Annotated in this window: 26 protein-coding genes and 1 pseudogene; 12 read left to right on the top strand and 15 right to left on the bottom strand. The window is 69.3% G+C overall.

What is annotated here, in order from left to right:
* Nucleotides 1-43 precede the first annotated feature (43 nt).
* Both ACIN94_RS01765 and ACIN94_RS01770 read right to left on the bottom strand, forming a co-directional pair.
* The gene (locus tag ACIN94_RS01765) at nucleotides 44-1,111 is read right to left on the bottom strand and encodes an S-adenosylmethionine:tRNA ribosyltransferase-isomerase (protein WP_400698164.1); all 1,068 of its coding nucleotides are present in this window, start codon (nucleotides 1,109-1,111) and stop codon (nucleotides 44-46) included.
* Nucleotides 1,108-1,773: an SDR family NAD(P)-dependent oxidoreductase gene (locus ACIN94_RS01770; protein ID WP_400698167.1), complete on the bottom strand. Its 666-nt coding sequence runs from the start codon at nucleotides 1,771-1,773 to the stop codon at nucleotides 1,108-1,110. The genes ACIN94_RS01765 and ACIN94_RS01770 overlap by 4 nt, the downstream gene beginning before the upstream one ends.
* 124 nt (nucleotides 1,774-1,897) lie before the next feature.
* Between ACIN94_RS01770 and ACIN94_RS01775 the strand changes: the two genes are divergently transcribed.
* Entirely contained in the window at nucleotides 1,898-3,019 is a 1,122-nt protein-coding gene (locus tag ACIN94_RS01775; RefSeq protein ID WP_400698170.1) for a GAF domain-containing sensor histidine kinase, read from the top strand.
* On the top strand, nucleotides 3,016-3,687 hold the full coding sequence (locus ACIN94_RS01780) for a response regulator (RefSeq protein WP_400698172.1): 672 nt from the start codon (nucleotides 3,016-3,018) through the stop codon (nucleotides 3,685-3,687). Before ACIN94_RS01775 ends, ACIN94_RS01780 begins: the two co-directional genes overlap by 4 nt.
* Nucleotides 3,688-3,754: 67 nt before the next feature.
* On the opposite strand, the gene ACIN94_RS01785 is transcribed toward ACIN94_RS01780, so the two are convergent.
* Entirely contained in the window at nucleotides 3,755-4,474 is a 720-nt protein-coding gene (locus ACIN94_RS01785; RefSeq protein WP_400698175.1) for a hypothetical protein, read from the bottom strand.
* Nucleotides 4,475-4,540: 66 nt separating this feature from the next.
* Between ACIN94_RS01785 and ACIN94_RS01790 the strand changes: the two genes are divergently transcribed.
* The 3 genes from ACIN94_RS01790 (at nucleotide 4,541) to ACIN94_RS01800 (ending at nucleotide 6,535) form a co-directional block, all read left to right on the top strand.
* The gene (locus ACIN94_RS01790) at nucleotides 4,541-5,335 is read left to right on the top strand and encodes an ABC transporter ATP-binding protein (protein ID WP_400698178.1); all 795 of its coding nucleotides are present in this window, start codon (nucleotides 4,541-4,543) and stop codon (nucleotides 5,333-5,335) included.
* 123 nt (nucleotides 5,336-5,458) lie between these two features.
* On the top strand, nucleotides 5,459-6,217 hold the full coding sequence (locus tag ACIN94_RS01795; protein WP_400698181.1) for a sulfite exporter TauE/SafE family protein: 759 nt from the start codon (nucleotides 5,459-5,461) through the stop codon (nucleotides 6,215-6,217).
* An 84-nt stretch (nucleotides 6,218-6,301) separates the two neighbouring features.
* On the top strand, nucleotides 6,302-6,535 hold the full coding sequence (locus ACIN94_RS01800; protein WP_400698184.1) for a hypothetical protein: 234 nt from the start codon (nucleotides 6,302-6,304) through the stop codon (nucleotides 6,533-6,535).
* A gap of 63 nt (nucleotides 6,536-6,598) precedes the next feature.
* Here the strand turns inward: ACIN94_RS01800 and ACIN94_RS01805 are convergent, their stop codons facing one another.
* The 4 genes from ACIN94_RS01805 to ACIN94_RS01820 all read right to left on the bottom strand — a co-directional run bounded on the left by ACIN94_RS01805 (nucleotide 6,599) and on the right by ACIN94_RS01820 (nucleotide 10,267).
* A complete protein-coding gene (locus ACIN94_RS01805) occupies nucleotides 6,599-7,510 on the bottom strand; it encodes a Rieske (2Fe-2S) protein (protein WP_400698187.1) in 912 nt (303 codons plus the stop codon).
* 44 nt (nucleotides 7,511-7,554) lie between these two features.
* Complete coding sequence (locus ACIN94_RS01810; RefSeq protein WP_400699931.1) at nucleotides 7,555-8,109, bottom strand: HD family hydrolase; 555 nt, start codon at nucleotides 8,107-8,109, stop codon at nucleotides 7,555-7,557.
* Between the two features lie 265 nt (nucleotides 8,110-8,374).
* Nucleotides 8,375-9,826, bottom strand: coding sequence for a catalase (locus ACIN94_RS01815; RefSeq protein ID WP_400698190.1), 1,452 nt, complete (start codon nucleotides 9,824-9,826; stop codon nucleotides 8,375-8,377).
* A 21-nt stretch (nucleotides 9,827-9,847) separates the two neighbouring features.
* A complete protein-coding gene (locus tag ACIN94_RS01820; protein WP_400698193.1) occupies nucleotides 9,848-10,267 on the bottom strand; it encodes a Fur family transcriptional regulator in 420 nt (139 codons plus the stop codon).
* 125 nt (nucleotides 10,268-10,392) lie between these two features.
* Between ACIN94_RS01820 and ACIN94_RS01825 the strand changes: the two genes are divergently transcribed.
* The gene (locus ACIN94_RS01825) at nucleotides 10,393-11,496 is read left to right on the top strand and encodes a CapA family protein (RefSeq protein ID WP_400698196.1); all 1,104 of its coding nucleotides are present in this window, start codon (nucleotides 10,393-10,395) and stop codon (nucleotides 11,494-11,496) included.
* A 63-nt stretch (nucleotides 11,497-11,559) separates the two neighbouring features.
* A complete protein-coding gene (locus tag ACIN94_RS01830; RefSeq protein ID WP_400698198.1) occupies nucleotides 11,560-12,207 on the top strand; it encodes a TetR family transcriptional regulator in 648 nt (215 codons plus the stop codon).
* On the opposite strand, the gene ACIN94_RS01835 is transcribed toward ACIN94_RS01830, so the two are convergent.
* Entirely contained in the window at nucleotides 12,183-12,641 is a 459-nt protein-coding gene (locus tag ACIN94_RS01835; protein ID WP_400698201.1) for a hypothetical protein, read from the bottom strand. The two genes, ACIN94_RS01830 and ACIN94_RS01835, sit on opposite strands and share 25 nt — an antisense overlap.
* Before the next feature lie 180 nt (nucleotides 12,642-12,821).
* Here ACIN94_RS01835 and ACIN94_RS01840 point away from each other — a divergent pair, with 180 nt between their 5' ends.
* The gene (locus ACIN94_RS01840) at nucleotides 12,822-13,352 is read left to right on the top strand and encodes a hypothetical protein (RefSeq protein WP_400698204.1); all 531 of its coding nucleotides are present in this window, start codon (nucleotides 12,822-12,824) and stop codon (nucleotides 13,350-13,352) included.
* 131 nt (nucleotides 13,353-13,483) lie between these two features.
* Here the strand turns inward: ACIN94_RS01840 and ACIN94_RS01845 are convergent, their stop codons facing one another.
* The 6 genes and pseudogenes from ACIN94_RS01845 to dnaK all read right to left on the bottom strand — a co-directional run bounded on the left by ACIN94_RS01845 (nucleotide 13,484) and on the right by dnaK (nucleotide 20,522).
* Complete coding sequence (locus ACIN94_RS01845; RefSeq protein ID WP_400698207.1) at nucleotides 13,484-13,738, bottom strand: hypothetical protein; 255 nt, start codon at nucleotides 13,736-13,738, stop codon at nucleotides 13,484-13,486.
* A gap of 110 nt (nucleotides 13,739-13,848) precedes the next feature.
* Nucleotides 13,849-16,431 (bottom strand): ATP-dependent chaperone ClpB, encoded by a 2,583-nt coding sequence (gene clpB / locus ACIN94_RS01850; RefSeq protein WP_400698209.1) that lies wholly within the window; start codon nucleotides 16,429-16,431, stop codon nucleotides 13,849-13,851.
* 115 nt (nucleotides 16,432-16,546) lie between these two features.
* Nucleotides 16,547-16,799: pseudogene (locus ACIN94_RS01855) on the bottom strand (heat shock protein transcriptional repressor HspR); the annotation flags it as partial.
* Between the two features lie 2 nt (nucleotides 16,800-16,801).
* On the bottom strand, nucleotides 16,802-17,995 hold the full coding sequence (gene dnaJ / locus ACIN94_RS01860) for a molecular chaperone DnaJ (RefSeq protein ID WP_400698212.1): 1,194 nt from the start codon (nucleotides 17,993-17,995) through the stop codon (nucleotides 16,802-16,804).
* A gap of 36 nt (nucleotides 17,996-18,031) precedes the next feature.
* Nucleotides 18,032-18,613, bottom strand: coding sequence for a nucleotide exchange factor GrpE (gene grpE, locus ACIN94_RS01865; RefSeq protein WP_400698215.1), 582 nt, complete (start codon nucleotides 18,611-18,613; stop codon nucleotides 18,032-18,034).
* Nucleotides 18,614-18,641: 28 nt separating this feature from the next.
* Complete coding sequence (dnaK, locus tag ACIN94_RS01870; protein WP_400698218.1) at nucleotides 18,642-20,522, bottom strand: molecular chaperone DnaK; 1,881 nt, start codon at nucleotides 20,520-20,522, stop codon at nucleotides 18,642-18,644.
* A gap of 709 nt (nucleotides 20,523-21,231) precedes the next feature.
* Here dnaK and ACIN94_RS01875 point away from each other — a divergent pair.
* Genes ACIN94_RS01875 through ACIN94_RS01885 form a run of 3 tightly spaced genes read left to right on the top strand, consistent with a single transcriptional unit; the run spans nucleotide 21,232 to nucleotide 23,387 of the window.
* Nucleotides 21,232-21,615, top strand: coding sequence for a group 1 truncated hemoglobin (locus tag ACIN94_RS01875; RefSeq protein ID WP_400698220.1), 384 nt, complete (start codon nucleotides 21,232-21,234; stop codon nucleotides 21,613-21,615).
* Complete coding sequence (locus tag ACIN94_RS01880; protein WP_400698223.1) at nucleotides 21,616-22,737, top strand: globin domain-containing protein; 1,122 nt, start codon at nucleotides 21,616-21,618, stop codon at nucleotides 22,735-22,737.
* The gene (locus tag ACIN94_RS01885; RefSeq protein ID WP_400698225.1) at nucleotides 22,737-23,387 is read left to right on the top strand and encodes a DivIVA domain-containing protein; all 651 of its coding nucleotides are present in this window, start codon (nucleotides 22,737-22,739) and stop codon (nucleotides 23,385-23,387) included. The genes ACIN94_RS01880 and ACIN94_RS01885 overlap by 1 nt, the downstream gene beginning before the upstream one ends.
* Nucleotides 23,388-23,462: 75 nt before the next feature.
* On the opposite strand, the gene ACIN94_RS01890 is transcribed toward ACIN94_RS01885, so the two are convergent.
* Nucleotides 23,463-23,939 carry a hypothetical protein gene (locus tag ACIN94_RS01890; RefSeq protein ID WP_400698228.1) on the bottom strand — a complete coding sequence of 159 codons (477 nt, stop codon included), beginning with the start codon at nucleotides 23,937-23,939 and terminating at the stop codon, nucleotides 23,463-23,465.
* A gap of 215 nt (nucleotides 23,940-24,154) precedes the next feature.
* Between ACIN94_RS01890 and proC the strand changes: the two genes are divergently transcribed.
* Nucleotides 24,155-24,949 carry a pyrroline-5-carboxylate reductase gene (gene proC, locus ACIN94_RS01895; RefSeq protein ID WP_400698231.1) on the top strand — a complete coding sequence of 265 codons (795 nt, stop codon included), beginning with the start codon at nucleotides 24,155-24,157 and terminating at the stop codon, nucleotides 24,947-24,949.
* Nucleotides 24,950-25,026 lie beyond the last annotated feature (77 nt).

A 25,026-nucleotide genomic window follows, 5' to 3' on the forward strand; every position in this document is an offset into this window, starting at 1 on the left:
CAGCATGCGGCGGCCGGCTTGGGAACCTCTTGTGGCTGACTGGCTAAGCGAGAATCAGATGGGTGTCGCCGAACTCATGCCAGAGATAGCCCTCCTTGAGCGCCTCCGCGTAGGACCGGGAGAGCAGTCCGCCCCCGACGATGGCGGACAGCATCAGCAGGTGGCTGGAGCGCGGCTCGTGCAAGCCGGTGAGCAGGCCGTTCACCGCCCTCACCCCGGCAGAGGGGGTCACGAGGTGGGAGGTCCAGCCCCGCGCCGCCCGGACGCGGCCGTCGGCCAGGGCGGCCGTCTCCAGCGCCCGCACCACGGTCGTGCCCACCGCGATCACCCGGCCGCCGGACTCACGCGCGAGTTCGACCTGCCGCGCGGTTGTCTCGGGCACTTCGAACCGCTCCGCGTAGGGTGGCTCGTCCTTCTCCGGCGAGGCCACCCCGGTGTGCAAGGTGATCGGTGCGAGGCCGACCCCGTGAGAGACCAGCCGGGTCACCAGCCCGGTGGTGAACGGCCGACCGGCGCTGGGCATTTCCGCGCTGCCGTCCCGGACTCCGAACACGGTCTGGTAGTCGGCCAGAGGCCAGTCCCGGCCCACATAGGAGTAGCGGATCGGCACGCCGTACCTGCGCAGGTAGGAGGGGACCTCGCGGTCCAGCCGGGCCCGCCACAGGCGTGGGGTCTCCCGTTCCAGCAGGTGTAGCGTGGCCCCGCCGGGCAGCGGCAGCCATTCTCCGGGCGCACCTCCCGGGTAGGGTCCGCCGGCGATGTCCATGCTCACGGCCGCGCCCGTGCCGGTCTCTCGCCGTTCCGTCCGGCGGCGCAGCTCCACCAGCCAGGTCCCGTCCTCGCGCTCGGTGGAGAAGTGCACCGCCAGCCGGTCGAGCCGGACCGCGGCCGGAAGCGTGGCCGAGTTGTTGACCACCAGCAGGTCGCCGGGGCGGAGCAGCCCGGGCAGATCGGTGAACGTGTGGTGACCGATCTGCCCGGTGCCGCCGTGCGTGACCAGGAGCCGCACCCCGTCACGGGCCAGCCCCCGTGCCTCCGGCGGCTCGTGTGCCTCCAGATCGTGCGGGAGCGCGAAGCCGGGCTCCATCACGTCCGGTACGGGCGCGCTCACGAGTGGCTCACCCGGCCGCTGGCCGGGCGCTCCTCGATCAACCTCCGCAGGGTGGGAACGACCGTCTCCGGGCCCGGGGCCGCGGCGGCGTCCCGGGCGCCGATCGCGGCGGCCAGCATGGTCGTGTTCATCTCGCCCGGATCGACCCACCAGACCGCGACCTTGGGCTCCTCGACGGCCAGCACGTTGGAGAGCTGCTCGAGGGCGGCCTTGGTCGCGCCGTACCCACCCCAGCCCTCGTAAGCCTTCACCGCCGCGTCGGAGGAGATGTTGATGATCGCGCCCCGCCGCTCCCTGAGCGTGGGCAGGAACGCCTGAGCCAGTGCCAGCGGGGCCAGCACGTTGGCCCTGAACAGGTCCTCGAACACGTCGAGCGGGTAGCCGGCCAGGGGCGGGAGCGGGACGGCGCCCAGTCCGGAGGCGTTGTTGACCAGCAGGTCCAGTCCGCCGTGATCCTGTACGGCATGCGCCAGCCGGTCCCGGTGGGCCGGGTCGGCGATGTCTCCGGGGAGGGCGAGGGCACCGAGTCCGTCGGCGACGGGCTTCAGTGCGTCCGCGCCCCGTGCGGTGAGGATGAGGCGCCAGCCGTCCGCGGCCAGGGAACGGGCCAGTGCCAGGCCGAGGCCTCGCGAGGCGCCGGTGATGAGTGCGGTCTTCGTCATGCCCTCGACGGTAGGAATTGGACGGCTCACGCACATCGGTCGCAGGACCGGGCCCTGTCTGGGCTGATGGACCTAGGACCCATGGCGTAACGCGGCAGGTGGGCGCGGCGCCTAGAGTTTTTCCGTGAACGAAGACCGGGATGCCGTCCTGCAGGCCGTGAGCTCGGCCGTTCTGGCGGTGACCAGGCATCTGTCGGTCCGGGAGGTGCTCCAGGTCATCGTGCGGTCGGCGGGGCAACTGCTGGACGCCCGCTACGCCGCACTCGGTGTGCCCGACGACGAGGGGGCATTCGCCGAGTTCGTCGCCGAGGGCATCTCGGACGAGGAGTGGGACGCGATCGGGCCGATGCCCCGCCAGCACGGCATGCTCGGCGCGATGCTGCGCGAGGGCGCGCCGGTCCGGCTGCCCGACATCCGCAAGGACGCGAGGTTCGAATACTGGCCGCGCGCCCATCCGGTGCTCAAGGACTTCCTCGGGGTGCCGATCCGCGACGGCGACGAGGTGCTCGGCATCGTCTTCCTCTCCAACAAGCGGGCCCCCGGCGGCTTCACCGAGGCCGACCAGCGACTGCTCACCATGTTCGCCGCGCACGCCGCGATCGCGCTCACCAACGCCCGCCTCTACGAGCGCGGCCGGGAGCTGGTGTTGATCGAGGAGCGCACCCGGATGGCACGGGAACTGCACGACGCGGTGACCCAGAAGCTGTTCTCACTCCGGCTCGGCGCGCAGGCCGCGACCTCGCTGGTGACCCGCGACCCCGCGCGGGCGGTGCGTGAGCTCGAACGGGTGGAGCGGCTGGCCGGAGAGGCACTGGCCGAGCTCCGCGCGGTGATCGTCGAGCTCCGCCCGGCCGAGCTCGACCGGCACGGCCTGGCCGAGACGCTCCGCAAGCACGTGCGCCTGCTGGACCGGCTGCACCCGGCGTCGTTCACGTTCGACGAGGCCCCGGTGTGCGCGCTCGAACCGGCGACCGAGGCGGCCGTCCTGCGCGTGGCCCAGGAGGCACTGCACAACGCCTCCCGGCACTCGGCGGCGCACACCGTGAGCGTGTGGCTGGGCTGCGAGGGAGGCCGCGTGACCCTGGAGGTGCGTGACGACGGGACGGGGTTCGACGTGGCCGCCGCCGCCGGGCGGGGGCTGGGGATCGCCTCGATGGCGGACAGGGCGCAGGCCCTGGGCGGCGACGTGCTCGTGACCTCGGAGCCGGGCCATGGGACCCTGGTGCGGATGGAGGTGCCCGCGTGATCCGCGTGCTGATCGCCGACGACCATCCGGTCGTCCGGCAGGGGCTGCGCACCTTCCTGGACCTGCAGGACGACCTTGACGTGGTGGGGGAGGCGGCGGACGGCGCCGAGGCGGTCGCCCTGGTGGAGCTCCTCTCACCGGACGTGCTGCTGCTCGACCTGAAGATGCCGGTACTCGACGGCCTCGGCACACTGGTCCGGCTGGCGGAGCGGGGGCTGTCCTCGCGCGTGCTGGTGCTGACCTCGGTCAGCGACCGGGAGGACGTCGCCCCGGCGATGCGGGCCGGCGCGTCCGGGTTCCTCTACAAGGACGTCGATCCGGCCTCGCTCGTCCAGGCCATCCGCGCGGTCCACGGCGGCCAGGTGCTGCTGGCCCCCGAGGCCGCCGAGGCGATGCTGTCCGGCTCCGGCTGTGTCCCCACCCCCGCTCCCGCTCCCGCGACGGCGGACGGCACGGACGGCGCGGGCAGGTATGTGGTGCCGCTGACCGACCGGGAGCGCGAGGTGCTCGTCCAGATCGCCTCGGGCCGGTCCAACCGTGAGATCGCCCGGGAACTGACGGTGGCGGAGAAGACCGTGAAGACCCATGTCTCCAACGTGCTGATGAAGCTCGGTGTGCAGGACAGGACCCAGGCGGCTCTCTACGCGGTACGGCACGGCCTGGCCTGACCCGGGGAAGCACGCCGGACAGACGCACCCGCAACCCGGACTGTCCCGACTTAACGAGGGATGGTCCTTAGACGAGTTCGGTGATGGCGTGGTGGGCGGCCACGCGTGCCCGCCGTACGGCGCGGTCGAGGTCGCGCAGCGCGTCGCTCCGGGTGGCGATCTGGCCCGAGGTGAGTCCCCGGTCGTCGGCGACCTGGAGCACCGAGGCGAGCCGGGCGGCGAGGGCGGCGACCCGGTGGGCGCGGGCCGGGTAGCCGGGGGCCAGCCCGTCGTCGGCGATCCTCACCCGGCGGTGGCCCTGCGCAGGGCCCTCCACGCCCAGCAGCGCGTCGGTGGCCGTCCGCATCGCGAGGGTCAGGGCATGCTCGGCCTCGGCCAGGGAGGGGATGTCCGGGGCGCTGATGCCGGCCTCCAGCGCGCTCCAGCGCACCCCGGCGTACGATGACCCGCGGCGGTCCCGCACGGGGACCAGACCGAGGCACCTGCTGGGAAGCACGGCTGTCGCCGCCTGTCCGGCCTCGATGGCCGCGGAATTGAAGGAGGGCGGTCCGGTGAGACCGAGGGGATCGCCCGGGACGGGAAGGGCCAGGCGCAGGAATCTCAGGCCCTCGATCCGCAGGCCGGCGAGGAAGGCGCGGAGGGGCAGGTCGCCGGTTTCCCCGGCGACGAGCTGGGGGCCGGCCAGCCGTTCCACACGGTCGACGGCCTCATCGAGACCGATCTGCCCGGTGAGCCAGGCGTTGCTCCAGCAGACCAGGGTGGCCGAGATGGGTGAATCAGGGTGCACCGATCCACGATATGCGCTTGTCCTGCAATAGGTTTTGTTCGAGCGATTCATGAGGAGGCGTAAGGGATGGGCGGTCAGGTGCTTCGGCTACAGGACGTCACCGTCCGCAGGGACGGGGCGGCCCTGCTGCGGGAGATCGACTGGACCGTTCACGAGGATGAGCGGTGGGTCGTCATCGGCCCCAACGGTGCGGGGAAGACGACGCTGCTGCAGGTCGTCGGCGCGATGCTGTTCCCCACCGAGGGCATCGTGGAGATCCTGGGTGAGCGGCTCGGCCAGAGTGACGTGTTCGACCTGCGACCCCGCATCGGGCTCGCCAGCGCCGCGCTGGCCGAGAAGGTGCCGCCGGAGGAGAAGGTCATCGACCTGGTGCTCACCGCCTCCTACGCGATTCTCGGCCGCTGGACGGAGGAGTACGACTCCAACGACGTCACCCGCGCCGTCGAGCTGATCGACCAGTTCGGCGCGGCCCACCTGATCCGGCGCCGGTTCAACACCCTGTCGGAGGGCGAGCGCAAGCGGGTGCAGATCGCCCGGGCGCTCATGCCGGACCCCGAACTGCTGCTGCTGGACGAGCCCGCCGCCGGGCTGGACCTGGGCGGCAGGGAGGATCTGGTCCGCCGGCTGGCGACGTTCGCGCACGACTCCAAGGCGCCGACGATGGTGCTGGTCACCCATCACGTGGAGGAGGTGCCCAGCGGGTTCACCCACGCGCTGCTGCTCCGGCACGGCTCGGTGGTCGCCCAGGGGGAGATCGACCAGGTGATGACCGCCGAGAACCTGTCCCGGACCTTCAGCGTCCCGCTCAACCTGGAGCGCGGGCTCGACGGCCGCTGGTATGCCCGGGCGCACCATTTCTGAGTCCTGAGATCCGTACGCCTGGGGGACACCCCCCACCGCCGGCCGGGGGGCGCCCTCCCCCTAACATCCGGTGGATGCCGTGCACCGTTCACGGGCGCGAGCCGTACGAGTGAGAGGGGCGTCATGACGCTGTGGGAAGCCATCGCGATCTTCGCGGCCGGGATCGGGGCCGGGGGCATCAACGCCGTCGTCGGCTCGGGATCACTGATCACGTTCCCGACGATGGTGGCCGTGGGGCTCCCGCCGATCGTCGCCAACGTCTCCAACAACATCGGGCTGGTGCCCGGGTCGCTGACCGGTGCGCTCGGCTACCGCACCGAGCTGACGGGGCAGCGCGAGCGGCTGATCCGGCTGGGGGTCGCCTCGATCGTGGGCTCCCTCATCGGCGGCGTGCTGTTGCTCTTCCTCCCGGCCAGCACCTTCAACGTGGTCGTGCCGATCCTGATCGGCCTGGCCTGCGTGCTGGTGGTGGCCCAGCCCAGACTCAACAGGTGGCTGAGCACCCGGAGGGAGGACCCCCATCCGCACGGCGGCCCGTGGCTGTGGATCGGGGTGCTCGCCGCGGGGATGTACGGGGGCTACTTCGGCGCGGCCCAGGGGGTACTGCTCATCGGGCTGCTCGGCAGCTTCCTCGACGACGACCTGCAACGGGTCAACGCCGCCAAGAACGTGCTCTCGCTGCTCGTCAACGCCACCGCCGCGCTTCTGTTCATCCTGGTCGCGGAGGTGGACTGGCGGGCGGTGGCGCTGGTCGCGCTCGGTGCCACGATCGGCGGTTTCCTCGGTGCGAGGGTCGGCCGGAAGCTACCGGCGCCCGTTCTGCGGGGCTTCGTCGTCTGTGTCGGCGTCATAGCGATCGTCAAGCTGGTGGCGGCGCCATAGCGATCGTCAAGCTGGTGTCGGCGTCACAGTGATAGTCAAACTGGTGTACGGATAGATTCCTCCCGCTCCGGGCATGAAACAGAGATGAAGGGCGACAAGGTAGAGATTGTCATCGACGCGGGCGACAGCTCGCGTACCTACGAAGTCGTCGCCACCAAGGCGGGACGCCGGGTTGAGGTGTCCAATCGCAGGGGTGGCGTGGTCGAGGTGAGCGAGGTCACCCGGAGCGGTACGGCCGTGCGCACCGCCCGGTTCATGTCCAGCCGCATTCTCGCCCTGGTCGAGCATCCCGCCGACGGCCGGCCCGACCAGATCTGACGGAGCGTCCGGGCTCCGGGCACGTCCGGACGCCGGTCGAGGCGTCCGGAACGCCGGGCCCGCTCAGCTCTGGACGGGACGGACCTGGAGCACGCCGTCGCCGCGTACCCGGGTCTCGAAGTACGGCTGCGGGGCCGTGGCGGGGCCGTGCGCGACCGTTCCGTCCGACAGCCGGAAGGTGCTCCCGTGCCAGGGGCACACCACACAGGCGGTGCCCTCATCGGAGATCAGGCGTCCCTGGTGCAGCGGTCCCGCCAGGTGGGAGCAGCCGTCGGCGAGCACGATGACCTCCTCGCCGACCCGCAGCACGAACAGGTCGATGTAGCCGAGCCGCTTGGCCACCGGACGCCCGTCCGGCAGGTCCTTCAGCTGGCACAGGTCGTGCCAGCCCAGCGGGACCAGGTGGGCGACCGACTCGGCGTGGTTGGCCCCGGCCGCCAGCCGGTGGGCCAGGTGGCCGCCGAGCTGACCGCCCAGTCCCGCGGCCCCCAGCGCGGCGAACGACAACAGCCGGCCACGTCGTTCGTCTCCGGAGAGCCGCAGGGCCAGCGAGCCGGCGTAGAGGCTGAAGGCGGTCAGGTTGGCGAGCGCGTGGACGAACCCGACGCGCTGCTGCCCCTGATGGAGAACCGACCAGTCGGTAAGCCCGGTCGCGACCGAAGGAGCCGCCACCACGATCCCGGTGGTGAGCACCGCCCGCGCCGCCCGCGGATCGGCGTGGCTGAGGTCGAGCACCGCCGTCGCCACCCAGCAGCCCAGGCTGACGGTGACGAGTGGCGGGTGCAGCGGCTTACCGGTGGGAACCCCGTGCAGCAGGTCACGCAGCCACCCCGGCTTGATCCGCCGGCGCACGGCCAGGGCCGCCAACCGGATCGGCCGGTCCATCCTGGACGACCGCTCGATGCGGCCGGCAAGGTCGACCGGTGGTACCAGCTGCCGGAAACTCCGACGCTTTACTCTGACGCTTTCCTTCACGATCGCCCCCTTATCGGCCCATAGGGACCTACCCGGGAACGGGGTTATGCACGCGCCAAATGTCCCCGGCTGACGGAGAGCTCGATGATCTCGGCGGCGTAGGCGCCCAGCGTCGCCGACCCCTCCTCGATGATTTTCACCTTCTCCAGCACCTGTTCGGCCGTCACCTTGTAGAGCGACCAGGTGCCGCCCTCGTTGTGGTGGTTGGCCATGATCGGGGCGATCCTGTCGAGGGCCTTGGCGAACCTGGCCTCCGGAGTCTCACGCTCCTCGAACTCGTCCCACAGGGCGCGCAGCCGCGTGGCCTGGTCCTCGGGGAGCAGTCCGAAGATCCGGTCGGCGGCCTTGCGCTCGGTCTCGAGCTGGGTCTCGACAGCGTTGGCGTCGTAGATGAACGTGTCTCCGGCGTCGATCTCGACGATGTCGTGGACGAGCAGCATCGCGACGACCCTGTCCAGGTCGGTGCCCGGTGGGGCGTGCTCGGCCAAGACCATCGCCAGCATGCCCACGTACCACGAGTGCTCGGCGTCGTTCTCCCGCCGCGACCCGTCCATCAGGGTGTTGCGGCGGACAATGCGTCTGAGCTTGTCGATCTCCATGGCGAAGGCGAGCTGAGCGTGCAGACGGTCCTGATCTGGAGGGGTGGTCACCTGGGCAAGCCTAATGCGCGCCGATCCCCCTTTTCCGAACGATCATGTGATCAGGCGGAACCGAGCGTGACCGGACCCTGCCGGCTACGGCGTTTCCGGAGGGGATATCGATCGCCGACACGCCGCACGGGTCCCCTAAGCCGTACGGCCCGCACCTCACCGAGGTGCGGGCCGTACGGCGTCGTAAGACAGGGTGCGTGACGCCGAGGGCGGGCTAGCCGCTGATGCCGAGGCCCTGGGCGACGCCCTGGCCCAGGTCCTTGTGGATGTTGGTCCAGTACTCCACGACGCGCTTCTTCATCTCGGCCGTGACCTCCGGGGCGGAGGCGTGGCCGACGACGTTGCTCACCAGGTGGGCGCGGTCGGTGTCGGACAGGACGTTCTCCCACAGGGCGCGGGGCTGGACGAAGTCGTCGTCCTCGCGGTGCAGGGTGTAGGCGGAGCGGATGATCTCGCCGCTCACCTGGTAGTTCTCACCCTCGTACAGCGCCGGGTCGGCGGCGGGGCCACCCACCGTGTTCGGTGCGTACACCGGGTCGGCCGGGTTCACGAAGGCCATCTGGCCGTCCTTGTTGTAGCTGTGGACGGGCGACAGCGGCCTGTTGATCGGCAGTTGCAGGTAGTTGGCGCCGATGCGGTAGCGGTGGGCGTCGGGGTAGGAGAACAGCCGGCCCTGGAGCATCTTGTCCGGGGACGGGCCGATGCCGGGCACCAGGTTGGCGGGCTCGAACCCGGACTGCTCCACCTCGGCGAAGTAGTTGTCCGGGTTCCGGTTCAGGACGAACCTGCCGATCGTGATCTCGGGGTAGTCGGCGTGCGGCCACACCTTGGTCAGGTCGAACGGGTTGAACCGGTAGTCGGCGGCATCCTCGAACGGCATGATCTGCACGTTCACCGTCCAGGACGGGTGGTCGCCGTTCTTGATCGCGGTGTGCAGGTCGCGGATGTGGTAATCCGCGTCCTGCGCGATGACCGCGCCCGCCTCGGCGTCGGTGAAGTTCTTGATGCCCTGGTCGGTCTTGAAGTGGTACTTGATCCAGAACTTCTCACCGGCGGCGTTGTACCACAGGAAGGTGTGCGAGCCGAAGCCGTGCACGTGGCGCCAGGAGGCCGGGGTGCCGCGGTCGGTCATCAGGAAGGTGACCTGGTGGGCGCTCTCCGGCGACTGCGTCCAGAAGTCCCACTGCATGTTGTGGTCACGCAGGTTGGTGTCGGCGCGGCGCTTCTGGCTGTGGATGAAGTCGGAGAACTTCTGCGGGTCCCGGATGAAGAAGATCGGCGTGTTGTTGCCGACGATGTCGTAGTTGCCCTGCTCGGTGTAGAACTTGATCGCGAAGCCACGCGGGTCACGCTGGGTGTCCGGACTGCCGAGCTCACCGGCCACCGAGGAGAAGCGCAGGAAGAGCGGGGTCTCCTTGCCCTTCTGGAACAGCCCGGCCTTGGTGAACTGGCTGACGTCCTCGGTGATCTGGAGGATGCCGTGCGCGCCGCCGCCCTTGGCGTGGACCACCCGCTCGGGCACGCGCTCCCGGTTGAAGTGGGCCATCTTCTGGATCAGGTAGTGGTCCTGCAGCAGCAGGGGCCCGTTCGGGCCGACGGACTGCGAATGCTCGTCACTCGGAGCGGGAATCCCCGCATCGGTCGTGGTGATGGGCCTGGTGCTCATAGTTGTCCTCCAGGGTTCTCTTCATCGAGCGTCTTCGGAACGACAGCCAGGACACATGCCCCAGTAGATGACGTCCGCCTCGTCGACCAGGTATCCGGCGTCGGAGACCGGGTCGAGGCAGGGGGCGTGTCCGACGGCACAGCCGACGTCCGTGACCTTTCCGCACCGCCGGCAGACGAGGTGGTGATGGTTGTCACCGACCCGTGTCTCGTATCGGGCGGGGCTGCCCGCGGGTTCGATCCGCCGGAGCAGCCCGCCGTGATGCAGGGCGTGCAGAGAGTCGTAGACGGCCTGCAGGGAGACCTGACCGACCCGGTCCCGCACGCCCCGATGGATGGCGTCCACATCCAGGTGGTCACCCTCCCGCACGGTCTGCATGATCGCCAGGCGGGCCGCGGTCACCCGCAGCCCCGCTTGACGGAGCCGGTCCTTGTCCTCCATGGAACACACGTTATGATATAAACCGGAATGATTCAAGTAACTGAGTCATCCAAGTCTGTAGAAGTCGGATCTTCAGCGGCCAAGTTGTGCTACTTGCCGCCGTTGAGGTGGCATCCTCGGATGCGATGGACACGTATATCCCCCGCCGCCTCGTGATGGCAGCCACTGTCGCCGTCTCCGCCATGCTCGTCGTGGCCTGCTCGGCAGCCGAATCCGCATCCCCGAAGGCGACGCCGGATGTCGTGGAGAAGCCCACCGTCTCCGCCGAGCCCCCGCCCAAGCCCAAGCCCGAGCGCAGGCCGTACACCATCTCCTTCGGAGGTGATGTGCACTTCGAGGGGGTGCTGCGGTCCCGGCTGGACGCCGACCCGCGGACCGCGCTCGGTCCGATCGCCAAGGTGCTCAGCCGTTCCGACCTCGCGATGGTCAACCTGGAGACCGCGATCACCACGGGTGGCAGCCGGGCTCCCGGTAAGCAGTACGCCTTCCGGGCCCCCGCCTCCGCGCTGACCGCGCTCAAGGCGGCAGGGGTGGACGTCGCGTCCATGGCCAACAACCACGGCATGGATTTCATGGAGAGCGGGCTGGCCGACTCGCTGGCCGCGATCAGGCGCTCGAAGTTCCCGATCGTGGGCGTGGGGAAGGACGAGGCCGAGGCGTACAGGCCCTGGCGGACGACCGTGAACGGCAACCGCGTCGCCATCATCGGCGCGACCCAGGTGCTGGACTCCGAGTTCATCCAGGCGTGGACGGCCTCCGGTGACAAGGGCGGCCTGGCCTCGGCCAAGAACGAGGCCAGGCTGATCCAGGAGGTCCGCAGGGCGCGCAGGGACTCCGACACGGTGATCGTCCACCTGCACTGGGGCACGGAGCTGCAGACGTGCCCGAACGAGGCCCAGCGCGCTCTGGCGCCCAAGCTGGTCGCGGCCGGAGCCGACGTCGTCGTGGGCGGCCACGCGCACGTCCTGCTCGGCGGCGGCTACCTGAAGAACGGCTACGTCAACTACGGCATGGGCAACTTCGTCTTCTACAACTGGGGTCCGGAGACCGGCAGGACCGGCGTGCTCACCCTGACGATCAACGGTCGCAAGGTGCTCAAGGACGAGTGGACTCCGGCCACCATCCAGGGTGGGGTGCCGGTCCCCCTCACCGGGGCGGCCCGGCAGCAGGCCGTCGCCGGCTGGAAGGATCTGCGCGGCTGCACCGGCCTGGCCGCCACGCCCGGCTAGGGAGAATCTCGCGAATGCTGGATAAGGGCTGACCAGGAAGGGCTCAGGGGGCAAGATGGTGGGGTGCCCCCCCTGCCTGTCGAGGAACCCGACGAGGTTCCGCTGCGGCGTCAGCCCACCCAGCGGCGGAGCGCGCGGCGCGTCGAGAGGATGCTCGACGCGTGTGCCGATCTGCTGGACGAGGTCGGTTACGACGCGCTGTCCACCACCCGGATCGCCGAACGCGCCGGTGTCGCGATCGGTTCGGTCTACCAGTTCTTCCCCGACAAACGGGCCATCACCCAGGCGGTGACCCGGCGTCACGTGGAACGCTTCGTCTCCCGGATCGGGAGGCGCTTCCTGTGGGAGGACTACGCCTGCTGGTGGGACGCGGTCGACGCGATCATCGATGAGTACGTCGAGATGCACAGGACCGTGCCGGGTTTCCGGTCCCTGCACTTCGGTGACGTGGTCGATCTCAACCTGCTCGACGGGGTGTCCGACACCAACACGGTGATCGCGGGCCGGTTGCGCGGGCTCCTTCTCCAGGAGTACGGCCTGACCGACAGTGAGGAACTCGACCTGGCCATCCTCGTGGCCGTCGAGGCCGGGGACGCGGTGCTCAAGCTGGCCTTCCGGCGGGACCCCGGCGGAGCTCCGCAGATCGTGGCCGAGGCCAAGCAGCTGGTCCGGGGTTACCTGAACCGTCAGTTCGTCGGCGCCTCCGCCTGACTGGGCTTCGAATGACCCGTTCCCCGGCTCAGGTCGGGGTGACCGGTTCCCCTGCCGGACTCGGGACCGGCCGGTAGGGGCTCGATCCGCAGACCTTCGGTCGGCCGGGACGGGGCCGGGGGAGCCTTGGATGACGACAGAGGCCCGACCGGTACGGGGATGAGCGCGGCGGGCGTGCGCGTCTTCTTCCCTCTCTGCTGGGTCAGCGGCAGGATCTCGCAGGGCATCGCCGGCACGGCGATGGTCTGGATCTGTGACTCCTTTGTGACCTGCGCGAGAAGCTGTTCGTCGCGGAGCCGGTTCTCCAGGGAGACGAGGTCGCGATAGGCCCGCTGGACGGCGTCCATCCTGGCGGACAGGTATCCGGCCGACCCAGGAACGAGCACGGAGAGGCCCACAAGGAACGTCAGTGTGAAGGTGGTCTGCTTGGACATGCCCATCGCAGCTCCTCCGAACAGTAGCGTCCCCATAGCAGGAGTCGCCTGCCATATGCCCGTTTTACTGGAGAAACACGCGCAGCGTAGCCAATCGTTTACGTGGGGTTGTGCAAGGAATACCTGCCGTTGTGCGGACGGATTCGAGCGTCGCTCGGTACTCTTCGCGATGTGGCGCATGTGACACATGAGCAAGTTGAGCGGTTGCTCGATCAGGCACTCCTGGCCGACGATCATGAAAACCTCGCCCGGCGGCTGGAAGCGCTGGTGGAGGCATACGTATCCGGTGACATTTCCCGGGCGGCGATTCTCGTGCTCGCCGCGGAGGAGTGGCGGCAGTCCGGACAGCCCGCCCACGCTCTCGACTGCTTCCAACGCGCGGTGGACGACGGCGGTGAGGTGAGCGTCGATCCGCGGGCCGGAATCGCCGACACCCTCTTCGAGCTCGAAAAGCCCGATGACGGGCGGGAGGTCATCGAGGCGATCCGGGCCGACGGCGGGGTCACCCCGGCCACCGCGCTCACGCTCGCCGAGACCCTGGTCGCCTACGGAGACCTGCGGGAGGCCCACTACTGGGCCACCGAGGGAGCCCAGGGGGCGGTGAAGGGTGGCTGGGAGCACACCGCGCTGCTCCGCACCCGCTACCGGATCCGGGTGGACCTGGGCCTCCCGGAAGACGAGCTCGACGCCCAGCTCGACGCGTCGCACTGATCTCCGGGCCGCGCTGACCTCCGGGCCGCGCAGGGCGCCGGACGGTGCCGACCCCGGAGCGCCGCGCGAGGCTCCGGGCGGAGCCGGCGGAGGGCCGCGACCCCCGGGGTCGCGGCCCTCCCACAGGTGTGTCAGTTGAGCCTGAGGTCCGGGAGCACTCCGTCCAGGACCGGGCGCCGGGAGTTCTCCTCCGTGGCCGGTGCCTCGCCGTGGGCGGACACCTCCGTGTCACAGACGGCCGCCACGGACTTCGGCGTCTCCGCCGAGTCAAGCACCTGGCAGAGCATGGTGGAGGCCGACGCCGGAGCGGCCGCCATCCAGCTCACACCGGCAGCGAGCGCCGCCACCGCGAGAAGCCCCCGGATGTTCCGTGATGTGTTTGACATTCACGCCCCCTGTTGTTTTTGGTAGTTCGACGACTGCCGAAGGTAACAGCGGGGGTCTGCCGGGGGGCGGGCTTAACCCAATGGTGGTCAAGCCCTTACCCGGGCGGTGGTCAGGCCCTCACGGGGCCGATCTCCAGGGTGTCGTTCGCCTTGTCGAGATCCACCAGGACCTCGTCGCCGTCGTGGACCTCGCCGGAGAGCACCTCCTTGGCCAGCTTGTCGCCGATCGACGACTGGATCAGCCGGCGGAGGGGCCGCGCGCCGTACAACGGGTCGTAGCCCGTCAGAGCCAGCCAGTCGCGGGCCGCCGGGGTCACGGTCAGCGTGAGCCGCCGGTCGGCCAGCCTCCTGGCCAGGTGCGTCACCTGCAGGTCCACGATCTTGGACAGCTCCTCCACACCGAGCGCGTCGAACAGGATCACGTCGTCGAGCCGGTTGAGGAACTCCGGCTTGAAGGATTTCCTGACCGCGTCCATCACGGCCTTCTGCTGGGTCTCCTTGTCCAGCTTCGGGTCCACGAGGAACTGCGAGCCGAGGTTGGAGGTGAGGATCAGGATCACGTTGCGGAAGTCGACGGTCCTGCCCTGTCCGTCGGTGAGCCGTCCGTCGTCCAGCACCTGGAGCAGGAGGTCGAAGACCTCCGGGTGGGCCTTCTCGACCTCATCCAGCAGCACCACGCTGTACGGCCTGCGCCGCACGGCCTCGGTGAGCTGACCGCCCTCCTCGTAGCCGATGTAGCCGGGCGGGGCTCCCACGAGACGCGCCACGCTGTGCTTCTCGCCGTACTCGCTCATGTCGATGCGGACCATCGCCCGCTCGTCGTCGAACAGGAAGTCGGCCAGTGACTTGGCCAGCTCGGTCTTGCCGACACCGGTGGGGCCGAGGAACAGGAAGCTGCCGGTCGGCCGGTCGGGGTCGGAGATGCCCGCGCGTGCCCGCCGTACGGCGTCGGAGACCGCCTGGACGGCCGCACGCTGGCCGATCAGCCGCGCGCCGAGCTCCTCCTCCATGCGCAGCAGCTTGGTGGTCTCCCCCTCAAGCAGGCGGCCCGCCGGGATGCCGGTCCACGAGGAGATGACCTGGGCGATGTCGTCCGGGCCGACCTCCTCCTTGACCATCGGGTCGTCGGGCTGAGCGGCCGTGCCGGCCTCGGCGAGCTCGGCCTCCAGCTTGGGCACCTCGGCGTACATCAGCCGTGAGGCCGCCTCGAAGTCGCCGTCGCGCTGCGCCCGTTCGGCGGCGCCGCGCACCTCGTCGAGCTTCTTCTTCAGGTCGCCGACCCGGTTGAGCCCGGCCTTCTCCCGCTCCCAGCGCCCGACCAGGCCGTTGAGGTCCTCCTGCCGGTCGGCGAGCTCCTTGCGGAGCCGCTCCAGCCGCTGGAGGCTGCCCTCGTCGGTCTCCTTGGAGAGCGCCAGCTCCTCCATCTTCATCCGGTCCACGTTCCGCTGGAGCTGGTCGATCTCCACGGGACGGGAGTCGATCTCCATGCGGAGCCGGGAGGCGGACTCGTCGACGAGGTCGATCGCCTTGTCCGGCAGGAACCGGGAGGTGATGTAGCGGTCGGAGAGCGCGGCGGCGGCCACGAGCGCGCTGTCGGCGATCTGGACCTGGTGGTGCGCCTCGTAGCGGCCCTTGAGCCCGCGCAGGATCGCGATGGTGTCCTCGACCGTGGGCTCGCCCACGTAGACCTGCTGGAAACGCCGCTCCAGCGCGGGGTCCTTCTCGATGCGCTCGCGGTATTCGTCCAGCGTCGTCGCGCCGATCATCCGCAGCTCACCCCGGGCCAGCATGGGCTTGAGCATGTTGCCCGCGTCCATCGCGCCCTCGGCGGCGCCCGCGCCGACCATGGTGTGCAGCTCGTCGATGAAGGTGACGATCTGGCCGTCGCTCTCCTTGATCTCGCTGAGCACGGCCTTGAGCCGTTCCTCGAACTCGCCCCGGTATTTCGCGCCGGCGACCATCGCACCCAGGTCGAGCGCGACCAGGCGCTTGTCGCGCAGGCTGGAGGGCACGTCGCCGGCGACGATCCGCTGGGCCAGGCCCTCCACCACGGCGGTCTTGCCGACGCCGGGCTCGCCGATCAGCACCGGGTTGTTCTTGGTCCGGCGGCTGAGCACCTGGACGACCCGGCGGATCTCCGAGTCACGGCCGATCACCGGGTCCAGCTTGCCCGCCCTGGCCCGCTCGGTCAGGTCGACACCGTACTTCTCCAGCGCCTGGTAGGTGTCCTCGGGCGTCTCGCTGGTCACCCGGGCGTGCCCGCGCACCTTCTCGAAGGCGTCCAGCAGGGCGCTGGGGGTGGCCCCGCGGGATTTGAGCAGCTCGGCGATCGGGCCGCCGTCGGTGGCGAGGCCGACCAGCAGGTGCTCGGTCGAGACGTACTCGTCCTCCAGCTGCCGGGCCCGCTGCGCCGCAGTGTTCAGCGTGGTGAGCAGCTGCCGGGAGCTCGACGGGGCGCCGACCGTGGCGCCCTGCGCCTTCGGTAGTGCCGCGAGCTGCCGCTCGGCCTCGGTGCGCACCTGCTTCCAGTCCACGCCGACGGCCTCCAGAAGAGGCACGGCGGTGCCGCCGGTCTGGCCGAGTAGCGAGGTGAACAGGTGCACCGGGGCGACCTCCGGGTTGCCCTCGGCGGCGGCGCGCCTGATGGCGGAGGAGACCGCCTCCTGACTCTTCTGGGTGAGCTTGTAGTCCATGCTTTTTTGCCTTCGTGGAGTCAGGCGGGTGGCAGTTGGTACTGGATCAGTGCGCGGATCATGATCATCTCCGAGCGCAGGCGGTGGTTCTCGTCGCGCAGGCGCAGAGCCTCGGTCTCCAGCGCCAGGATGCGCTTGATGCCCGCGAGGTTGATGCCCTCCTCCTGGGAGAGCCGCTGGACCTCGCGGAGCATCACGATGTCACGGGTGGAGTACAGCCGCCCGCGTCCTGACGTGCGGCCGGGGCTTACCAGTCCGAGGCGGTCGTACTGCCGCAGGGTCTGCGGGTGCAGGCCCGACAGCTGGGCGGCCACCGAGATGACGTAGACAGGAGTGTCGTCCGACAGATCGAAGTAGTTGGCTTCCATGGCTACTCGCTTCTGGCCTGTTGGATGAGGTCCGCCCGCGGGTCACCGCCCGCCGTGGCGTCGCGGAACTCCTCCAGCGCGTTCCGTGCCTTGTCCTCGAGCTGCTGGGGCACCAGGACCTCGACCGTGACGAGCAGGTCGCCCTTGGTGCCGTCCTTGCGGGACACGCCCCTGCCCCGCACCCGGAAGGTGCGGCCGTTCGGGGTTCCCTCGGGGATGCGCAGCGTGACCGGCAGCCCCTTGAGAATCGGCACCTTGATCTCGGCGCCGAGCGCGGCCTCGGTGAAGGTGACCGGAACGGTGATCGTCAGGTTCTCGCCGGTCCGGCCGAAGACGGGGTGTGGTTTCACGTGAATCTGGACGTACAGGTCACCGGCCGGGCCGCCGTTCTCGCCCGGGGCGCCCTTGGCCTTGAGCTTGATGCGCTGGCCGTCGCCGACCCCGGCGGGGATGCGCGCCTGGATCGTACGAGTGCTCTTGCCCCGTCCGCTCCCATCGCACACCGCGCACGGGTTGTCCACCAGCAGGCCGCGGCCCTTGCAGTCGCGGCACGGCTCGGAGAAGGCGAAGTTGCCCAGGTTGCGGCTGGCCGCGCCGGTGCCCTCGCAGGTCGGGCAGACCCTGGGGGTGGTCCCGGCCTTGGCGCCGGTGCCGCCGCACGCCGCGCACGCCGAGGAGCTGGTGAGGCGGAGCGAGACGGTGGCACCGTCCACGGCCGCGCCGAACGAGAGCGTGACCTCCGACTCGATGTCCTGGCCGCGCCGCGCCCTGGTGGCCGCCCCGCCGGTGCGGCTCGCGCCGCCGCCCCGGTTGAACAGCCCCCCGAAGATGTCGCCGATACGCTCCCCGGCGCCGCCGTGCTGCTGCTGCTGGGTGCCGCCGAACAGGTCCCCCAGGTCGAAGGGGAACCCGCCCCCCCGGGAGGCCCCCCCGCCTCCCGGGTAACCGCCGAGCCCGGATCCGAACAGCGTCCGCGCCTCGTCGTACTCCTTGCGGCGCTTGGCGTCGGACAGCACGTCGTAGGCCTCGGAGACGTCCTTGAACTTCGCCTCGGTAGCCGTGCTGCCCTGATTGGCGTCCGGGTGATACTGCCTGGCCAGCTTCCGGTACGCCTTTTTGATCTCTTCGGCGGTGGCGGACTTGGGCACACCAAGGACGGCGTAGTAGTCCTTCTCCAGGTAGTCCTTGGTGCTCATCTGTCTTCCTTCTCAGCTGTCAGATATTGGGGGATGTCAGTTGTCGCCCGCGACGGGCTCTTCCGGCTCGGCGACCGCGACCCGTGCCGGGCGGAGCACGCGCTCCCCGACCCGGTAGCCGGACTGCAGGATCTCCACGCAGGTCGGTTCGGTGACCTCCGGGGAGTAGCTGTGCATCAGCGCCTCGTGCACCTCGGGATCGAACGGGTCGCCCTTGGTGCCGAACGCGGCCAGTCCCAGCTTTCCGAGGATCGTCTCCAGGGACTCGTTCACCTTGGCGAAGCCGCCGGTGAGCTCGCCGTGGTCACGGGCCCGGCCGACGTCGTCGAGAACCGGCAGCAGTTCGGCCAGCACGCCGGCCACCGCCTGTTCCCTGACGGCGGTCCGATCCCGCTCGACCCGCTTGCGGTAGTTGGAGTACTCCGCCTGGAGACGCTGCAGGTCCGCGGTGCGCTCGGCGAGCTGGGTGGCCAGTTCGACCGAGGCGAGGTCGACGGCCGGAGCAGGCTGTTCGGCCTGCTCCTTGGCCATCTCGCGCACCTCGCCCGTCTCCGGATCGATCTTGCGATTGTCGCGGATCACCGGCTCCTCCCCGGAACCGTTCTCACGCGTGTTCACGCTCGCGCTCCCCTCGGCTTCTCGGCCGTCACTTCTTACCGTCTTCGCGCTTCGGCTCGTCGTCCACGATCTCGGCGTCGACCACGTCCTCGTCGCCCTTCGGGCCTGCCGCGTCCTCGGCGCCGGCAGCGCCGGGGGCGCCGGCCGGGGCCTCGGAACCCTGCGCCTGGGCGTAGATCGCCGAACCCATCTTCTGGCTGACGGTGGCGAGCTTCTCGGCGGCGGCGCGGATCTCGGCCGAGTCGGTGCCCTCAAGCGTCTTCTTGAGCTCGGCCAGGGACTCGTTGACCTCGGTCTTGATGTCGTCCGGAACCTTCTCGGCGTTCTCGCCGAGGAACTTCTCGGTCTGGTAGACGAGCGAGTCGGCGTTGTTGCGCGTCTCGGCGTCCTCGCGGCGCTTCTTGTCCTCCTCGGCGTAGGACTCGGCCTCGCGCATCATGCGCTCGATGTCGTCCTTCGGCAGCGCGGAGCCGCCGGTGATCGTCATCGTCTGCTCCTTGCCGGTGCCGAGGTCCTTGGCGGAGACGTTGACGATGCCGTTGGCGTCGATGTCGAAGGTGACCTCGATCTGCGGGATGCCGCGCGGCGCCGGGGCGATGCCGGTCAGCTCGAAGGTGGCCAGCTTCTTGTTGTAGGCCGCGATCTCGCGCTCGCCCTGGTAGACCTGGATCTGCACCGACGGCTGGTTGTCCTCGGCCGTGGTGAAGACCTCGGAGCGCTTGGTCGGGATCGTGGTGTTGCGCTCGATGATCTTGGTGAAGATCCCGCCCTTGGTCTCGATGCCCAGCGACAGCGGGGTCACGTCGAGCAGCAGGACGTCTTTGACCTCGCCCTTGAGCACGCCGGCCTGGAGGGCGGCGCCGATGGCCACGACCTCGTCCGGGTTGACGCCCTTGTTGGGCTCCTGGCCGCCGGTCAGCTCCTTGACGAGGTCGGCGACCGCGGGCATGCGGGTCGAGCCGCCGACGAGCACCACGTGGGCGATGTCGGAGACCTTGATGCCGGCGTCCTTGACGACCTGGTTGAACGGGCCCTTGCACCGCTCGAGCAGGTCGGCGGTGAGCCGCTGGAACTCGGCGCGGGTGAGCTTGTCCTCCAGGTGGAGGGGGCCCTCGGCAGAGGCGGTGATGTAGGGCAGGTTGATGGAGGTCTCCGACTGGCTGGAGAGCTCGATCTTGGCCTTCTCCGCGGCCTCACGCAGGCGCTGGAGGGCCATCTTGTCCTTGGTCAGGTCCACGCCGTGGGCGTTCTTGAACCGGGTGGCGAGCTCGTCGACGACGCGCTGGTCCCAGTCGTCACCACCGAGGTGGTTGTCGCCGCTGGTGGCCTTGACCTCAACGAAGCCGTGGCCGTCCTCCTGGCCGACGTCGAGCAGGGACACGTCGAAGGTGCCGCCGCCGAGGTCGAAGACGAGGATGGTCTCGTCCTTCTCCTTGTCCAGGCCGTAGGCGAGCGCCGCCGCGGTGGGCTCGTTGATGATGCGCAGCACGTTGAGGCCGGCGATGGTGCCGGCTTCCTGCGTGGCCTGACGCTGGGCGTCGTTGAAGTAGGCCGGGACGGTGATCACCGCGTCGGTGATCTTCTCGCCCAGGTAGGCCTCGGCGTCCTGCTTGAGCTTCTGCAGGACGAAGGCGCTGATCTGCTGCGGGGAGAACTTCTTGCCGTCGATCTCGACGGACCAGTTGGTGCCCATCTCGCGCTTGACCGAGCGGATCGTGCGGTCCACGTTGGTGACGGCCTGCCGCTTGGCGACCTCACCGACGAGGACCTCGCCGTTCTTCGCGAAGGCGACCACGGACGGCGTGGTCCGCGAGCCTTGGGCGTTGGCGATGACGGTGGGCTCACCGCCCTCGAGGATCGAGACGACGGAGTTGGTCGTCCCCAGGTCGATACCTACCGCACGTGCCATGAGTACGTCCTTGTAGTCAAAGTTGAGTCGGTCGGACTCATATTGGAATCTCGCCTGACGTTTGTCAAACGACTTGAGTCTAAGGCGCTCAACCTTCCGGCGCGTGAAAGCATTCCGCCGAGGTGCGGCGGCGCCCGCGTGCCCCGGGGGCTGCAGGGAGGTCGCCTCGATTCCGTGATCCTCGCCGGTACGGCTCTCGCCGCGCACTGAGAGCCGCAGTGGCCTCAGGGCTTGGCGCCGTCGGCGATCTTTTCGCACCCAACGCGGGTGGTGGTCATCACCGTTGACTGCGCGGATGCGACAACTGTCCTACCGAATGAGGCGAACGTGGCTCATGTTTCATTTGGTTAAGTTGTGTCAGAAGATCCTGATTGGTTTTTTGTGACATTCGATACGATTGCTGCTTAGATGGGCCGGGATTTGGAGCTGGTCCACGCATTTCGATCTTGGAAGCTGTCCGAGTGTCACATGCTTGGGCATCACAGAGGGTGACGGCGGAGATTGCATGACAGAACCCATCGCCCGGGCTCCGCTGGGTCGCTCGAGCCTTCCCACCTCGCGAGATCGCCACTCGACGGTCCCCGGAGGACCGGTTGGCGAGCGCCTATCCGTAAAGCGTGGTATCCGCGAAGAGTCAAACAATTAACCCTGAGTGCACACCGCCGCAGTAAGAGTGGTGTGGCCAACTATGCAACGTTTGGGAGGTCTCGTGGCAGCCGTGGCTACGTACTACGAGCTGGTAGGTGGCGCGTCGTCCGTTCGAGAAGTGGTCGACCGCCTTTACGTGGTGTTGCTTGACGATCCCGACCTCAAGCCGTATTTCGCCGATGTCGAGTTGCCGAAGCTCAAGCGGCACATGGCCATCCTGCTGTCCTCGGTGCTCGGCGGTCCGGAGCCATACGAAGGCCGTGAACTGGGCGAAGCGCACAGGGGAATGGGCATCACGGAGGAGCACTACGCGAAGGTCGGTGACATCCTCGTGACGGTGCTGCGGGACGCGGGCGCCGATGAGGACATCGTGCAGCACGTCGTGCACACCCTGGGCCAGGTGCGGGGTTCCATCGTGGAAGAGCCCTCCGAGGTGGCCGGTTAAGTGGACGCGCAAGCGTTGAAGGACAGCTGGCATCTGGTCGCGCGCTCCGGCGACCAGGTGCCGCTGTTCTTTTACTCCGCCCTGTTCCTGATGTACCCGGAGACGCGGGACATGTTCCCCGTGTCCATGGCGACCCAGCGCGACCGCCTCGTCGGCGCGTTGGGGCGTATCGTCAGCAACGTCGACCGGGTGGACGAACTGGTCCCGCTGCTCCAGCAGCTCGGCCGCGACCATCGGAAGTTCGCCGTCGTCGCCGAGCACTACCCGGCCGTCGGTCACGCGCTCGTCACCACGCTCAAGCACTTCCTCGGTGATCGCTGGACCCCCGAGCTGGCGAACGACTGGACGCAGGCGTACGAACTGGTCGCGAAGGTCATGACCGAGGCAGCCGCCGAGGCCGCGATCGCCACACCTCCCTGGTGGGAGGGCGAGATCATCGGCTACGAGCAGCGCACGCTCGGCACCGCGGTCATCCGCGCCCGGCTGAACTACCCCTATCCCTTCCGTCCGGGGCAGTCGGCGTCGTTCTCGTTCGCCCTGCGGCCGAAGCTGTGGCGCTTCTACTCCTTCGCCAACGCGCCGCGCCAGGACAACACCATCGACCTGCACGTACAGGTGGTCGATGGAGGCACGGTCAGCACGGCGCTGGTCCATGGCACCCAACGCGGTGACCTTCTGCGCGTCGGGGCGGCGGTGGGCGAGAGGCTGACGCTGAATCCGAATCTCCCCAGGGATCTCCTCCTCATCGCCGGTGGCACCGGCCTCGCCCCCCTCAAGGCGCTCGTGGAGCAGGTGGCCTACGAGGGGCCGATGCGCAGGGTCCACCTCTTCGTCGGCGCCCGGACGTACCGAGAGCTGTACGACCTCGAGGCCCTGGCCAAACTCGACGCCCAGCACCCCTGGCTGACCGTGGTGCCCGTCGTGTCCCACGACCCTTTCTACCGGGGCGAGCGTGGCTACGTGGTCGACACCGCGTTGAGAGCCTGGCGCGGTCAGGAAGTCTTCGTGTGCGGTTCCGGCGAGATGGTCCAGGCCACGGTCGCGCGCCTGCTGGACGCCGGCGTGCCACATGAGCAGATCCGCTTCGACGAGTTCACCACCGGCGAGGGTAAGGAGCCATGATGGGCGAGATGACGTGGGCGAACCACCCGTCGCGTGACTCTCAATCGCTCACACCGGACCGGGTGCGCAAGAAGGAGTTCTCGCGCGCCAAGATCGCCCGCCGCGGCTACAGCGAAGAGGAGGTCCAGGCCTTCCTCTACCGCGTGGCGGACGACATGGCGGCCGGTGACAAGGAGAAGGCCGACCTGCGCGCGGAGATCGACCGTCTCAAGAACTGGTACAGGAGCCGGGGCACAGACGTCTCCAACTCCGGTGCGGCGCAGCAGCCTCACCTCAGTGTCGACGCGATCAACATCCTCTCCCGCGCCCAGCAGACCGCTGACGCCCAGATAGCCGAGGCTGAGAACTACGCCCGCCGACTCGTCGACCAGGCGCGCCAGCAGTACGAGCAGATCCTCCAGGAGTCCCAGCAGCGGGCCGAGGAGGCGGCCAGCGAGGCTGTGAACGCCTACCGCTCCAGTGGTGCGGTCCAGTCGTCCGAGGCCGAGGATCTGGAGAGCCGTATCGCCTACCTGCGCACCTTCGCGGAGGTTACCCAGGTCCAGCTGCGCGCGGTCCTCGAAGGGTTGACGCAGGAGGTCAACAAGATCGGCAACATGCCTGAGAGGAGCCAGCAGGCCGTCACCGAATCCTCGCCGCGCTACAGCTGAGCGGAGGTCGCGGCCCGTCCCTCCGATCGGTGCGGGCTCCCGCCGTGGCGGACGTCCGGCCGGCGGGGCGTGGGGTCAGCTCCGTGCGCCGTCGATCATCTTGCGCTCGCCGAGGGGGGCCTTGAGCTTGACCGTCGTCACCTTCTGGATGGCGATGTCGATGCAGAGCGCGTTCTTGACCTTGCTGCTCGGGCCCTCCCAGAGGGTGACGGTCACCCGCTTGGAGGTCTCGCGCACGGTGACCCGGTCGAGAACGTGGCAGGGCTCCACCCCGGACCACCAGGTGACCCGGAGGCTCCGGCCGTCCTTGGACGGCTTCGCCGTAAGCCACGCCACCTTGCGGGGATTGTCGGTGTGGCCCTCGGGCCTGGTCGGTTTGGGGGTGCCGCCCGTGGGCCCGGGCCTGGGGGCCACGGTGTGACTCACCGGCTGGGAAGGGCTGCCGGCGCTCACCGAACCGGCGCCTGCCGGGCCGGCGGTCGTGGCGCTGTGTTCGTTGCCGCAGCCCATGGCCAGCAGCAGAGTCCCGGCCAGAAGCGGAATCGCGATCATACGCATACCTGTAGAACGGATAAGAACCCGGACAGGTTCACGACGATCTGAGAGCACGTCCCCGGGCCCGTTCGGCGGGAACGGGCCCCGGCGCACGATGAGCCCGGCGGTCGCGCCGTACCGGCCGTGGCCCCCCGATGCCGCGGACTCACGCAGGCGGAACCCTTAGGCTGGGTTTCCGCTTCTCCTCACGTTCTCTCGCAAGGTGCGCTGACATGATCGCGATTCTGGGAACAGGCAAGATGGGCGAGGCCCTGCTGTCGGGGCTGCTCCGGGCCGGGTTCCGGCCGGGCGACGTGCTGGTGACGGCACGGCGTGCCGAGCGGGCCGATGAGCTCAGAAAGCAGTACGGCGTGCAGGTGGTGTCCAACGCCGAGGCCGCCAAGAGCGCTGACACGATCGTCCTGGCGGTCAAGCCGCAGGACATGGGGTCCCTGCTGGCCGAGATCGCGGGACACGTCCCGGCCGACCGCCTGGTGATCTCGGCGGCGGCGGGCATCACGACCTCGTTCGTGGAGTCGCGGCTCGGCGCGGACGTCCCGGTGGTCCGGGTCATGTCCAACACGCCGGTGCTGGTGGACGAGGCGATGAGCGTGATCTCGGCGGGCGCGCACGCCTCGGAGGAACACCTCAGGCGCGCCGAGGACCTGCTCACGCCGGTCGGCAAGGTGCTCCGCATCCCCGAGTCGCAGCAGGACGCCGCCACCGCCCTGTCCGGCAGCGGTCCCGCCTACTTCTTCTACCTGGTCGAGGCCATGGTCGACGCGGGCATCCTGCTCGGCATGCCCCGCGCCGCCGCCCTCGACATGGTCACCCAGTCGATCGTCGGCGCGGCCATCATGCTCCGTGACTCCGGAGAGCACCCGGTGATCCTGCGCGAGGCCGTCACCTCCCCGGGGGGCACCACCATCGCGGCCATCGCCGAGCTGGAGCGGCACAGCGTCCGCGCCGCCTTCCTGGCGGCCATCGAGGCAGCCAGGGACCGCAGCCGCCAGCTCGCCGGCGGCTGACCGTCCCCTCTCCCGGAAACCTCCGTCGGTCGGGCCGGTCCGGCGTGCGGGGCGTCCATGACGATCTTCTGCATACG

Origin of the sequence: Streptosporangium sp. NPDC087985, from assembly GCF_044741965.1 — a bacterium.
Classification (GTDB): Bacteria; Actinomycetota; Actinomycetes; order Streptosporangiales; family Streptosporangiaceae; genus Streptosporangium.